Source organism: Paracoccus sp. FO-3, from assembly GCF_006386455.1.
Classification (GTDB): Bacteria; Pseudomonadota; Alphaproteobacteria; order Rhodobacterales; family Rhodobacteraceae; genus Paracoccus; species Paracoccus versutus.
Genome location: NZ_VCBQ01000058.1, coordinates 20,337 through 32,447 on the forward strand (window position 1 = coordinate 20,337; position 12,111 = coordinate 32,447).

General features: G+C 69.2%; 12 protein-coding genes. 7 read left to right on the forward strand and 5 right to left on the reverse strand.

Going from position 1 to position 12,111, the window contains the following annotated elements; translation table 11 throughout:
• Positions 1–8: 8 nt before the first annotated feature.
• The 3 genes from pdhA to FE811_RS16205 all read right to left on the reverse strand — a co-directional run bounded on the left by pdhA (position 9) and on the right by FE811_RS16205 (position 2,872).
• Entirely contained in the window at positions 9–1,040 is a 1,032-nt protein-coding gene (pdhA, locus tag FE811_RS16195) for a pyruvate dehydrogenase (acetyl-transferring) E1 component subunit alpha (RefSeq protein ID WP_036755720.1), read from the reverse strand.
• A 189-nt stretch (positions 1,041–1,229) separates the two neighbouring features.
• Positions 1,230–1,523, reverse strand: a complete 294-nt coding sequence (locus FE811_RS16200; RefSeq protein WP_036755717.1) for a septum formation initiator family protein — start codon at positions 1,521–1,523, stop codon at positions 1,230–1,232.
• 80 nt (positions 1,524–1,603) lie between these two features.
• The gene (locus FE811_RS16205) at positions 1,604–2,872 is read right to left on the reverse strand and encodes an acetylornithine deacetylase/succinyl-diaminopimelate desuccinylase family protein (protein WP_116221144.1); all 1,269 of its coding nucleotides are present in this window, start codon (positions 2,870–2,872) and stop codon (positions 1,604–1,606) included.
• A 104-nt stretch (positions 2,873–2,976) separates the two neighbouring features.
• Here FE811_RS16205 and FE811_RS16210 point away from each other — a divergent pair, with 104 nt between their 5' ends.
• The 5 genes from FE811_RS16210 (at position 2,977) to FE811_RS16230 (ending at position 8,073) form a co-directional block, all read left to right on the forward strand.
• Complete coding sequence (locus FE811_RS16210) at positions 2,977–3,258, forward strand: hypothetical protein (protein ID WP_116221143.1); 282 nt, start codon at positions 2,977–2,979, stop codon at positions 3,256–3,258.
• Positions 3,259–3,268: 10 nt separating this feature from the next.
• Complete coding sequence (locus FE811_RS16215; protein WP_036755708.1) at positions 3,269–3,928, forward strand: DUF1523 family protein; 660 nt, start codon at positions 3,269–3,271, stop codon at positions 3,926–3,928.
• Positions 3,929–3,931: 3 nt separating this feature from the next.
• Positions 3,932–4,876, forward strand: a complete 945-nt coding sequence (gene deoC, locus FE811_RS16220) for a deoxyribose-phosphate aldolase (RefSeq protein ID WP_116221142.1) — start codon at positions 3,932–3,934, stop codon at positions 4,874–4,876.
• Positions 4,877–4,878: 2 nt separating this feature from the next.
• Positions 4,879–7,197 carry an aldehyde dehydrogenase family protein gene (locus FE811_RS16225; RefSeq protein WP_116221709.1) on the forward strand — a complete coding sequence of 773 codons (2,319 nt, stop codon included), beginning with the start codon at positions 4,879–4,881 and terminating at the stop codon, positions 7,195–7,197.
• A gap of 246 nt (positions 7,198–7,443) precedes the next feature.
• A complete protein-coding gene (locus tag FE811_RS16230; protein ID WP_116221141.1) occupies positions 7,444–8,073 on the forward strand; it encodes an FMN-binding negative transcriptional regulator in 630 nt (209 codons plus the stop codon).
• A gap of 1,274 nt (positions 8,074–9,347) precedes the next feature.
• On the opposite strand, the gene FE811_RS16235 is transcribed toward FE811_RS16230, so the two are convergent.
• Together FE811_RS16235 and FE811_RS16240 are read right to left on the reverse strand one after the other, a co-directional pair.
• Positions 9,348–10,103: a hydroxypyruvate isomerase family protein gene (locus tag FE811_RS16235; RefSeq protein WP_036755700.1), complete on the reverse strand. Its 756-nt coding sequence runs from the start codon at positions 10,101–10,103 to the stop codon at positions 9,348–9,350.
• Positions 10,104–10,105: 2 nt separating this feature from the next.
• Positions 10,106–10,651 (reverse strand): DUF1285 domain-containing protein, encoded by a 546-nt coding sequence (locus FE811_RS16240; protein ID WP_072460837.1) that lies wholly within the window; start codon positions 10,649–10,651, stop codon positions 10,106–10,108.
• 61 nt (positions 10,652–10,712) lie between these two features.
• On the opposite strand from FE811_RS16240, the gene FE811_RS16245 reads away from it, so the two are divergent.
• Both FE811_RS16245 and FE811_RS16250 read left to right on the forward strand, forming a co-directional pair.
• Positions 10,713–11,714: a MoxR family ATPase gene (locus tag FE811_RS16245; RefSeq protein ID WP_036755694.1), complete on the forward strand. Its 1,002-nt coding sequence runs from the start codon at positions 10,713–10,715 to the stop codon at positions 11,712–11,714.
• Positions 11,711–12,111: DUF58 domain-containing protein (locus tag FE811_RS16250; protein WP_140848143.1), on the forward strand; the 401-nt coding region annotated here is incomplete at its 3' end. The genes FE811_RS16245 and FE811_RS16250, both read left to right, overlap by 4 nt.

Consider the following 12,111-nt stretch of genomic DNA (forward strand, 5'->3'; position numbering starts at 1 on the left):
CCCTCCCCTCAGGCGTTCTGTTCCGCGCCGCCCTGCGGCACGTCCTGGGCGTAGATGTCGGTCCAGAGCTCCTCCAGCGGCGGCTCGGGGCTTTCCTTGGCGAACTCGGCGGAATCGTTCACGATGTCCTTGATCTCCTTGTCGATGGCCTTGAGGTCGTCCTCGGAGGCATGCTGGCCTTGCAGCAGCAGTTCGCGCACATGTTCGATGGCGTCGCGTTCGTCGCGCATCTTCTGCACTTCCTCGCGGGTGCGGTATTTCGCCGGGTCGGACATCGAATGGCCGCGATAGCGATAGGTCATGACTTCCAGGATGTAGGGCCCCTTGCCGGCGCGGCAATGCGCCACCGCCTTTTCGCCCGCGGCCCGGACCGCCAGCACGTCCATGCCGTCCACCTGTTCGCCCTTGATGCCGAAGGCTTCGCCGCGGCCGTAGAGCGTGGTCGACTTGGTCGAGCGCTTCATCGAGGTGCCCATGGCATATTGGTTGTTCTCGATGACGAAGACGACGGGCAGGCTCCACAGCTCGGCCATGTTGTAGGTCTCGTAGACCTGGCCCTGGTTCGAGGCGCCGTCGCCGAAATAGACGAAGGTGACGTTGTCGTTGCCCAGATACTTGTCGGCGAAGGCCAGGCCCGCGCCCAGCGGCACCTGCGCCGCGACGATGCCATGGCCGCCGTAGAAATGCTTTTCGCGGCTGAACATGTGCATCGAGCCGCCCTTGCCCTTGGAATAGCCGCCGATGCGGCCGGTCAGCTCGGCCATCACGCCGCGGGCTTCCATGCCGCAGGCCAGCATGTGGCCGTGGTCGCGGTAGGAGGTGATGCGCTTGTCGCCTTCCTTCGCCGCGGCCTCGAGGCCGACGACGACGGCTTCCTGGCCGATGTAGAGGTGGCAGAAGCCGCCGATCAGGCCCATGCCGTAAAGCTGGCCGGCCTTTTCCTCGAATCGCCGGATCAGCAGCATGTCGCGGTAGTATTTGAGCAGCTCATCCTTGGACACGTTGGGCGTGCTTTGCTTGGCTGCGGGCTTTCTGACCATGGGCCTCCTCCTCGGGGCGGGGATAGTTCAGCGTTAAACTAATTCTAGGCGAAGCTTTCGGGGGAAGTAAACCGGCGTTGTGCATCCGTCCAGAGGGCAGATGCGGAAAGCCGCTTGCCCCAGCCGTCGCCGGTCGCGCCGGCGGCGCGGCCGCAGGGGTATTTGGACAACGGAGAAACCGGAGGCCCGTCAGCGGATGATGATCTCGTCGGCGCGCACCAGGCCCAGCACGTCGCGGGCGCGTTCGTCCAGCAGGTCGATGTCGAGGTATTCGTCCGACAGCCGCCGCGCCAGGTTGCGCATCCGGTCCACCTCGGCCTGCAGCTTGTCGCGCTGCTGGACCAGTTCCTGCGTCTCGGCCTGCAGCTGCACCCGGCGCAGGATGCCCGAGGGGCCCTGCACCGCCGCATAGGCGAAATAGACGCCCAGGAGGATCATCACGACGAAGAAAATGATGGCGCTGATCGACAGGCGCTGGGTCATGCTTGGGCCATGGGGCTGCTCGTTGGGCTGCTCGTTCTTTTGGCCGGATCATGCCACAGGCGGCCCGTCGGGGGAATCCCCTAAGCGCCGCGCAGGATGTCGTCCAGCACCAGCGCCATGACGCGGGCGGAATCCTGCATGTCCTGCACGCCCACCCATTCGTCGGGCTGATGCGCCAGGTCCAGCACGCCCGGCCCGTAGGCGATGCAATTCTGCAGCTTGCCGATGCGGTCGATATGCTTCTGGTCGTAGGTGCCGGGGCTGACGACATAGCCCGCCTCGCGGCCCAGCACCCGCCGGATGGCGGCGGCGGTCGAGCGCACCACCGGCGCCTCGCGGTCGGTCATGCTGGGGACCACCTCGAAGAGGTCGCGGATCTCGTAGGTGAAACCGGGGCGCGCCGCCCTGACCTTTTCCAGCAGCGCCGTGACCTCGCGCTTGACCTCGGACAGTTCCTCTTCGATCAGGAAGCGGCGGTCGATGGTGATGCGGCAGCGGTCGGCGACGCAGGGCGCGGGCAGGCCGGTGAAATCCGGGCCGAGATCCGGCTCGCCGCCATGGATCGAGTTGATGTTCAGCGTCGAGTTCCGCGCCCCTTCGGGGATCACCGGCATCTCGGTGCGCTTGGTCATCAGCAGCGGGAACAGCGTGCGCTCCATTTCCTCCAGCACCGCGCCCATGTGGCGGATGGCGCTGTCGCCCAGGAAGGGCATCGAGCCGTGGGCGATGCGGCCACGCGTCTCGATCTCGGCCCACCAGACGCCGCGATGGCCCAGGCAGATGCGGTCCTTGTGCAGCGGCTCGGGGATGATGACATGGCCGACATGGGCGAAGGCGCCCTGTTCTGCCAGGTAGGCCACGCCGCCGAAGCCGCCCGATTCCTCGTCCGCGGTGGCGCTGATCTCGATCTGGCCGGGATGGTCGGGGTAGAGCGCCACGAAAGCCTCCGCGGCGATGATGCTGGAGGCCAAGCCCCCCTTCATGTCGCAGGCGCCGCGGCCGTAGATGCGGCCGCCGTCCAGTTCCGCGGCGAAGGGATTGCGGCTCCAGCCGTGGCCGACCTCGACCACGTCGTGATGGCTGTTGAAATGCACGCATTCGCCGGGCGGGCGGCCGCGGTGGCGGGCGACCAGGTTCCAGCGCGGAAAGGCCTCGCTGTCGCCGGGCGCGCCATGGGCGCGGACCAGTTCGCAGGCCCAGCCCTGCGGCGCCAGCCGCGCCTGCAGGTATTCGCAGATCTCGCGATAGTTGCGGCCCGGCGGGTTCAGCGTCGGGATGCGGATCAGATCCTGGGTCAGGCGGACCAGGTCGTCGCGGCGGTTTTCGATCTCGAGGGCAAGGGCGTCCATGGCGCAAGGCTAGGCCGGGCGCGGCGGCGCGGCAATGGGGTCATTGACAGTCGCGGCGCGCCGGCCTTCCATGGGGCTGGCTTTTCGCAACCAGGGTCTGCCCGATGATCGCCTTTCTTCGCCTGATCGGCATGGTCCTGCTCGTCGAGCTGGTCTTTTACCTGCTCATCGGAACCTATGTCCGCAGCCTGCGGCGCGAGGAGCTTGAAAAGGAATGGGATCGCCGCCATCCCGAGCGCGCGGGCCCGTCCCCGGAACGCGCCGAGTTCGTGCGGCGTTCGATGGTGGGCTTCAGCAAGACCCTGCGGGGGCGGCTTGCCCTGCTGGTGCTGGTCCTGCCGGTGGTCGCGATCATCGTGATCATCGTGATCGTGAACTACTATTGAGGGGGCGCCGATGCGCTGGTTCCTGACCGTCCTTGGGGTGATCTTCGGGATCGTGGTCTTTCTGTTTCTGGACTACACGCTGCCCTCGAAGCAGACGGTCCGCATCACCAACACCTACAACCGGCTGACCGACATCGGCGCCAATGCGTTCTTCTATGCCTCGCCCGATACCGGCACGGTGCAGAACGCCCAAGGCCAGCGCGACGTGCGCTTCATCGACACGGTGCGCCCGAACGGCAAGCCCCATGTCTATCGCAACGAGGATACCGGCTGGATCTGGCCGCCCTATTTCAAATACGACAGCTCGAACCTGCATGCGCAGGCGACCGACCTGCGCTCGACCGCGGCGAGCCCGGAATGGGTCAGCGTGACCTCATACGGCTGGCGCATCGCCTGGCTCTCGGTCTATCCCAACGCCATCTCGATCAAGCCGGTGGCGGGGCCCGAGGTGAAGCCCTTCAACTGGGCGGCACAGATCATCCTGCTGATCCTGGGGGCGCTGCTGTTCCTGCTTTGGCGGATGTGGAACCAGTTCCGCGAGCGCACCATCGATCCGGCCGTGCGTTCGGCGGACGAGGCATGGGACCGGCTCGACGCCCGCGCCGACGCGGCGCGCGACCGGGCGCGCGGGCGGATGCGGCGCTGGTGGGACGGGCTGCGGGGGCGCTGAGCGATGGAGCGCAAGAACCCCGGCACCGATTTTCGCCTCGACTGGTTCGAGAACATCCAGGTCAACACCCCGGCGGCCGAGCGCCGCGCCGCGAGCCTGACCGCGCGCCGCAGCCTGAAAAAGGAATGGCAGGCGGCCTGGCTTCTGAACGCGGTGCGCTGCATCGACCTGACCACGCTGGCGGGCGACGATACGCCCGATCGCGTGGCGCGGCTTTGCGCCAAGGCGCGCCAGCCGGTCGATGCCGGCCAGTTGGCGGCGCTGGGGGTCGATCACCTGACCACCGGCGCGGTCTGCGTCTATCCGACCATGGTGGCGGCGGCGAAACGGGCGCTGCGGGGCAGCGCGATCCCCGTCGCCTCGGTCGCGACCGGCTTTCCTGCCGGGCTGATGCCGCTCGACCTGCGGCTGGCCGAGATCCGCTATGCGCTGGACCAGGGCGCGGACGAGATCGACATCGTGATTTCCCGCGCGCTGGTGCTGCGCGGCGAATGGGCGGCGCTTTACGACGAGATCTGCGAGATGCGCGAGGCTTGCGGCGCGGCCCGGATGAAGGCGATCCTGGCGACGGGCGAGCTGAAGACCCTGACCAATGTCGCCAGGGCCAGCCATGTCGCCATGCAGGCCGGCGCCGATTTCATCAAGACCTCGACCGGGAAGGAGCCGGTGAACGCCACGCTGCCGGTGTCGCTGGTCATGCTGCGGGCGATCCGCGACTATCGCGACCGGACCGGCTTCGCCGTCGGCTTCAAGCCGGCGGGCGGGCTGAAGACGGCCAAGGACGCGCTGAACTGGCAGGTGCTGATGGCCGAGGAGCTGGGCCGCGACTGGCTGGACCCGAGCCTTTTCCGCATCGGTGCCAGCTCGCTGCTCTCCGACATCGAGCGGCAGGTTTCCCATCACGTCACCGGGCGCTATGCAGCCGCCCATCGTCTGGCCGCGGGGTGATGATGCCGAAGGTAAGCGAGATCATGGAAAGCATGGAATACGGTCCCGCGCCCGAGGACGCCTCGGCCGTCCGCGACTGGCTGCGCGAACGCGGCAGCTTCGGCCATTTCATCGCCGGGCGTTTCACCAGGCCGGGCGAGACCTTCGCCAGCCGCGATCCCTCGAGTGGCGAGGAACTGGCGCAGGTCACGCAGGGCACCGCCCGCGATGTGCAAAAGGCGGTGCGCGCCGCCCGCCGGGCGCAGCGCAGCTGGGGCGCCATGCCGGGGCACGACCGGGCGCGCTTTCTCTATGCCATCGCCCGCACCATCCAGAAGCGCGAGCGTTTCCTTGCGGTGCTGGAGAGCCTGGACAACGGCAAGCCGATCCGCGAAAGCCGCGACATCGACGTGCCGCTGGTGGTGCGGCATTTCTACCACCATGCCGGCTGGGCCGAACTGGCCGAGACCGAGTTTCCCGGCCATGCCGCCTTGGGCGTCTGCGGCCAGATCATCCCCTGGAACTTTCCGCTGCTGATGCTGGCCTGGAAGGTGGCGCCGGCCCTGGCCGCCGGCAATTGCGTGGTGCTGAAGCCTGCCGAATACACGCCGCTGACCGCGCTGGCATTCGCCGAGATCTGCGCCCATGTCGGCCTGCCCGCCGGGGTGGTGAACATCGTCACCGGCGATGGCGAGACCGGCGCGGCGCTGGTTCAGGCCCCGGTGGACAAGATCGCCTTCACCGGCTCGACCGAGGTCGGGCGCGGCATCGCCCGTGCCACCGCCGGCTCGGGCAAGCGGCTGACGCTGGAACTGGGCGGCAAGTCGCCTTTCGTGGTCATGGAGGACGCCGACCTGGACGCCGCGGTCGAGGGCGTGGTCGAAGGGGTCTGGTTCAACCAGGGCGAGGTCTGCTGCGCCGGCTCGCGCATCCTGGTCGCCGAATCGGTCGCCGCGCGGTTCGAGGCGCTGTTGCGGGCGCGGATGGGCAAGCTGCGGCTGGGCGCGCCGCTCGACAAGTCCACCGATGTCGGCGCCATCGTCGATCCGGTGCAAAAGGACCGCATCCTGCGCATCCTGGACCGCGCGACCGCCGCCGGGGCGGAACTGGTCGGCGGCGCCGCGGCGCCGGGCTGCTTCATCGCGCCGGGCTATCTGCGAAACATCGCCCCCGCCAATCCCGGCATGGTCGAGGAGATCTTCGGCCCCATCGCCACGTTCTCGACCTTCCGTACCCCGGACGAGGCGGCGGACCTGGCCAACAATACCCGCTATGGGCTGGCGGCCTCGGTCTGGTCGGAAAGCGCGACTGTGGCCACCGACATGGCGGCGCGGATCAAGGCGGGCGTGGTCTGGGTGAATTGCGCCAACCTCTTCGACGCCGCCGCGCCCTTTGGCGGCCTGCGCGATTCGGGCTATGGCCGCGAGGGCGGGCGCGAGGGGATGCTGGACTATCTGGCCGCCCCGGTCGCCGCGCAGCGCGACCCGGCGCCGTCGGAAATCGCCCCGGCCGAGGCGCCCGAGATCGACCGCACGGTCAAGCTTTACATCGGCGGCGCGCAGAAGCGCCCGGACGGCGGCGCCAGCTATGCGGCGCAGGACGAACTGGTGCCCCTGGGCAACCGCAAGGACATCCGCAACGCGGTCGAAGCGGCGCAGGGGGCCTTGACGAAATGGCAGGGCCTGGGCGGCCACGGCCGCGCGCAGGTGCTGTATTTCCTGGCCGAGAACCTGGCGCAGCGCCGCGCCGAGTTCGCCGGCTACGCCAGCCCGGCCGAAGTCGATGCGGCGATCCGCCGCTGCTTCTTCTATGCCGGTTTCGCCGACAAATACGACGGCGCCACGGTTTCGGCCAAGCCCGGCCACCTGTGCCACGTCCAGCCCGAGCCGCATGGCGTCATGGGGCTGGTCGCGCCCACGGCCGCGCCGCTGGCGGGCTTCATGGCGCTGGTGCTGCCGGCCATCGCCATGGGCAATGCGGTGGTGGCGATCCCGTCGCAGGACCGGCCGATGGCGGCGCTGACGCTGGCGCAGGTGCTGGCCTGTTCGGACGTGCCGGGCGGCGTGGTCAATATCGTCACCGGCCCGCGTGACGAACTGGCGCGGGCGCTGGCCGGCCATGACGGCGTCTCGGCGATCTGGCATGCCGGCCAGGGCGAGGGGCTGGCCGAGGTGCAGCGCGCCGCGGCCGAGACCCTGATCCCGGTCTGGACCCCGGCGCCGCGCGACTGGAGCGATCCGCAGGCGCAGGGCCGCGAGTTCCTGCGCGCCGCCAGCCGGACCAAGACCGTCTGGCTTCCCTATGGCGCGCTTCCCGCCGGCACCGGCAGCGCGGCCTATTAGCAGGCTGCTGAAAAAGGATTTTGAGAGGGCGGCGAAGCGGAAATCGTTCTGGATCCAGCTAATATCGGCCCGAAAATGGGGTGTTTTCGGCAAATTTGAGGCGGATTTCCCGGCTCCCCGCCCGCGCTGTCCTGTCGCAAGGACTTTTTCAGCAGCCTGTTAGTTCATCGACTGCGGTGGGCGGATGGCGTTGTCATCCGCGCGCCCAGCGGACAAACTCGGGCGGTCCCAGCATCGGAATCGCCCATGTATATCCCGCCGCATTTCCACGAGATCGACCCGCAGGAGATCGCCGCGCTCATCGAGGCGGCGCCCCTGGCCTGCATCGTGGCGCAGACCCCCGAGGGGCTGGTCGCCAACCACGTCCCGCTGCTGGCCGGCCCCGACGGCACGCTGATCGGCCATGTGGTGCTGGCCAACGACATGCACCGGCTGATCGCCGAGGGCCAGGAGGTGCTGGCGATCTTTCGCGGCGAGGACGGTTATGTCTCGCCCAATTTCTACCCGACCAAGCCCGAGCACCATCGCCACGTCCCGACCTGGAACTACCAAGTGGTCCATGTCCATGGCGGCATCGCCTTCCAGCATGACGAGCGGGCCAAGCGCGCGGCGGTCGGCCTGCTGACCCGCAGCCACGAGCGGCGGCTGAACGGCGCCGATGCCTGGCGCATGGCCGATGCGCCGGCCGATTACATGCAGCAGATGCTGGCCGGCATCGTCGCCTTTCGCATCGAGATCCGCCGGACGCTGGCAAAGTCCAAGCTGAGCCAGAACCGCGAGGCGCGCGATTACCAGGGCGCCATCGCAGGGCTGAGGGCCAGCGGGCACGCGGCGATGGCCGAAACGATGGCAAGGCGGCGGCCGGGGGATGCCTAGCCGCTGAGCCTCGATAACGGCGGCCGGGACAGGCGCGACAAGCGGCTGGACGGCGGGATTCGAACGGCGCGGCACGCCGGTCCGCGCCTGCGCCATTGCCGGAGAACGAGGGCTTCGATCCCTCGGCGGGTCGATCGGTTGCATTGCAACGGCTATCCCCGACCTTCCGTGGCATCCTGCGCCGGCGAAGCGCAAAGATCACGGCATTCGCCGACGAACACCACGCGCTTTGCGGCGGCGTTCTTTCCCTGCCACGGGCCGCCCTCATGGTCCTGGCGCCGAAACCTCGGCTCGCCGCAGGGCTGCGACTCCGGTTCGGAGGCGGCGTGCTGCGGATCGGTTCCGCCGAACCTGCCTTTGGTTCGAGGGCTGGCAAACCTTGCGAGGGGATCGCAAAGGATATTCGCCCGCCGACCGGAAAATCCCACCATGGGATCGCGGAGGCCATTTGTTCGCAGGCCGGCAAGCCTTGCCGGGGGTGGCAAAGGACATTCATCCGAAGGCCGACAAGCCCCGCCATGGGATCGCAAGGAACAGTCGCCAGCAGGCTGACAAATCTCATGAGGGGAACGCAAAGGACAGCGCCCCGCCGCGGCAAGCCCGGCTTCTGTCGCGGTGCCGGGCGGTTTGGCCGTGCCCCAGGGCTGCAAGCCCGCGATCCGCCGACGCATCGTCCGGGTCGAGGGGACGCGGTCCGTGCGGCGCACGCGGCCGAAAGCCGCAGGCAGAGGCGCCCCGCCGCCCGGTCAGGCGAGGCGCAGCCAGCGCAGCTTGGCCTCAGTCGCGGTGCCGGGTGGATTGGCCCGTGCCGAGGGCTGCAAGCCCGCGATCCGCCGAACGCCTGCCGTCCAGACCAAGGGGGCGCAGTCCGGGCGGGTCGCACGCGGTCGAAAACCGCGGGCAGAGGCGCTCCGCCGCCCGATCGGGCCAGGCGCAGCCAGTGTAGCTTGGCCTCGGTCGCGGTGCCGGGTGGCTTGGCCCGTGCCGAGGGCTGCAAGCCCGCGATCCGCCGAACGCCTGCCGTCCAGGCCGAGGGGACGCGGTCCGTGTGGGTGGTACGCGGTCGAAAACCGCAGGCAGGGGCGCCCCGCCGCCCGGTCTGGCGAGGCGCAGCCAGCGCAGCTTGGCCTCGGTCGAGGTCCAGGGTGGCTTGGCCGGTGCCGAGGGCTGCAAGCCTCCAATCCGCCGAACGCCTGCCGTCCAAGCCGAGGGGACGCGGTCCGTGCGGCGCGCACACGGCCGAAAACCGCAGGCAGACGCGCGCCGCCGCTCGGTCAGGCCAGGCGCAGCCAGCGCAGCCCGGCCTCGGTCGAGGTGCGGGGGGTGTATTCGGCGCTCACCCAGCCGCCATAGCCCGAGGCGTCGATGGCGCGGAACAGTTCGGCGAAGTCGATGTCGCCCTGCCGCGGCTCGTGCCGGCTGGGCCAGTCCGAGATCTGGATGTGCCGCACCCGGCGGGCATGGCGCTGCCAGACGGTCAGCGCATCGCGATGGATCATCTGCGCATGATAGACGTCGAATTGCAGGCCCAGGTTCGGGGCCCCGACCTCGTCCAGGATCTCGGCCGCCAGTTCGAAACTGTCGAGGAAATAGCCCGGCATGTCGTTGCGGTTCATCGGCTCGATGGTCAGGCTGGCGCGGGCGTCGCGGGCGCAGGCCCATTTCAGGTTCTCGACGAAGGTGCGCCGCGCCAGCCCGCCCTGGGCCTTGCCGGCCATCACATGCAGGTGCTTGACCCCCAGCGCCCGGCCAAAGCGCAGGGCACGGTCGAAATCGCCGCGAAAGCGCGATTCGTTGCCCGGCTCGGCGGCAAAGCCGCGCGGGCCGCCGGCCCAGTTCGGCGGCGGCGTGTTCATCAGCACGAACTCCACCCCCGCCGCCTGCGCGGCCTGGGCCAGTTCCTTGACCGCGAGGTCATAGGGAAACAGGATTTCCACCCCGCGAAAGCCCGCGCGCTTTGCGGCGGCGAAGCGCTGCAGCATGGGCATTTCGGTGAACAGATAGGTCAGGTTGGCGGCGAATCGCGCCATGGTCAGGGCTCCAGGGGAAAGACCGTCCCTCCCGAGTGCAATTCCATACGCCCGTTTTCGCCGGGCATAGCCGCATCGGCCAGTCGGTAGAATGTCTTGCGGTCGATCAGTGCCCAAAGACCGCGGCGGATATGGACATAGGGCCGCGGCTCCTCCGGCGTCCCGCGCATTTCTATCGCATGCTCGGGGCCGGCGCTGACCCGGTCGCCCACATTGGTGGTGAAGACGATGTCTTCGCCGATTTCGGCATCGACGGCGATGAAGGGCGCGTCGACCACGCGGATGCCGACCTTTTCGACCGGGGTGACGAGGAAATAGCCATCCCCCTCGCGCTTCAGGATCGAGGCGAAAAGCCGCACCATTTCCGGCCGGCCGATGGGCGTGCCGTTGTAGAACCAGCTGCCGTCGGCGCGGATCTCCATGTCCAGGTCGCCGCAGAAGGGCGGGTTCCACAGATGCACCGGCGGCGGCCCCTTTTTCGAGGCGCGGCTGGCCGCGGCGGCGATTCCGGCCGCATCGCTCACGGCATTGTCAGTCTTTTCCTCCATTCCCTGTGGACCCCGTCACACCTGCCTTTATGTTGTCCTAGAACAGAAACGGGGCATTGTCATGGCCGAGAATGAGAAACTGGTTTCCGAAGTCCTGACGCTGACCGACCGCCTGGCCCAGGCCCGCGCCAGCGTCGAGCATCGCTTCGTCGGCCAGCATGCCGTGGTCGAGCAGGTTCTGGCGGCGATCCTGTCGGGCGGCCATGCCCTGCTGGTCGGCCAGCCGGGGCTGGGCAAGACCATGCTGGTCGATACGCTGGCCACCGTGCTGGGGCTCGACTCGGCGCGCATCCAGTTCACCCCCGACCTGATGCCGGCCGACATCCTGGGCTCCGAGGTGCTGGACATCCGGCCCGACGGCACCCGCGCCTTCCGCTTCATCGAGGGGCCGGTCTTCACCCGGCTGCTGATGGCCGACGAGATCAACCGCGCCAGCCCGCGCACGCAATCGGCGCTGCTGCAGGCCATGCAGGAGGGCGAGGTCACCATCGGCGGCGAGCATCGCCCGCTGGGCCGGCCCTTCCACGTGCTGGCCACCCAGAACCCGATCGAGCAGGAGGGCACCTATCCGCTGCCCGAGGCGCAGCTCGACCGTTTCCTGTTGCAGATCGACGTGGACTATCCCGACCGCGACACGGAGCGCGCCATCCTGCTGGCGACGACCGGGGTCGAGCAGGGCCGGGCCCATGCCGTCTTCGACGCCGAGGGGCTGGTCGCGGCGCAGGCGCTGATCCGGCGCATGCCGGTGGGAGAGACGGTGCTGGACGCGATCCTGGACCTGGTGCGCGCGGCGCGTCCCGGCGCGCCCGAGGCGCCGGGCTGGATCGCCGACACGCTGGTCTGGGGGCCGGGGCCGCGCGCGGCGCAGGCGCTGACGCTGGTCACGCGGGCGCGGGCGGCGCTGAACGGCCGCTTTGCGCCGACGCTCGACGATGTCGAGGCCATGGCCGCCCCGGTCCTGCGCCACCGCATGGCGCTGAGCTTTGCCGCCCGCGCCCGCGGCGAGACCATCGAGGGCGTGATCGCGCGCCTGCTCGGCGACCGGATGCGGGCGGCGGCGTGAAACCCCAGGCCGATCAGCTGCGCGCCGGCGCCGAGGCTGCCTCGGCCGCCTTGCCTGCGCTGATGCTGTCGGCCGAGCGGCTGGCGGCGGCGCTGGTGCCCGGCGCGCATGGCCAGCGCCGCGCCGGCATGGGCGAGGATTTCTGGCAATACCGCCCGGCCACGGCGGGCGATACGGCGCGCAGCATCGACTGGCGCCGCTCGGCCCGGTCGGATGCGCAGTTCGTGCGCGACCGCGAGGCGCAGGTGGCGCAATCGGCGGCGATCTGGGTCTCGGCCGCGGCGGGCATGGATTACACCGGCAGCGCCGAGCGGCCCAGCAAGCGCGACCGCGCCGACCTGCTGGCGCTGGCGCTGGCCATGGCGCTGCTGGCGGGTGGCGAGCGGGTGGCGCTGGC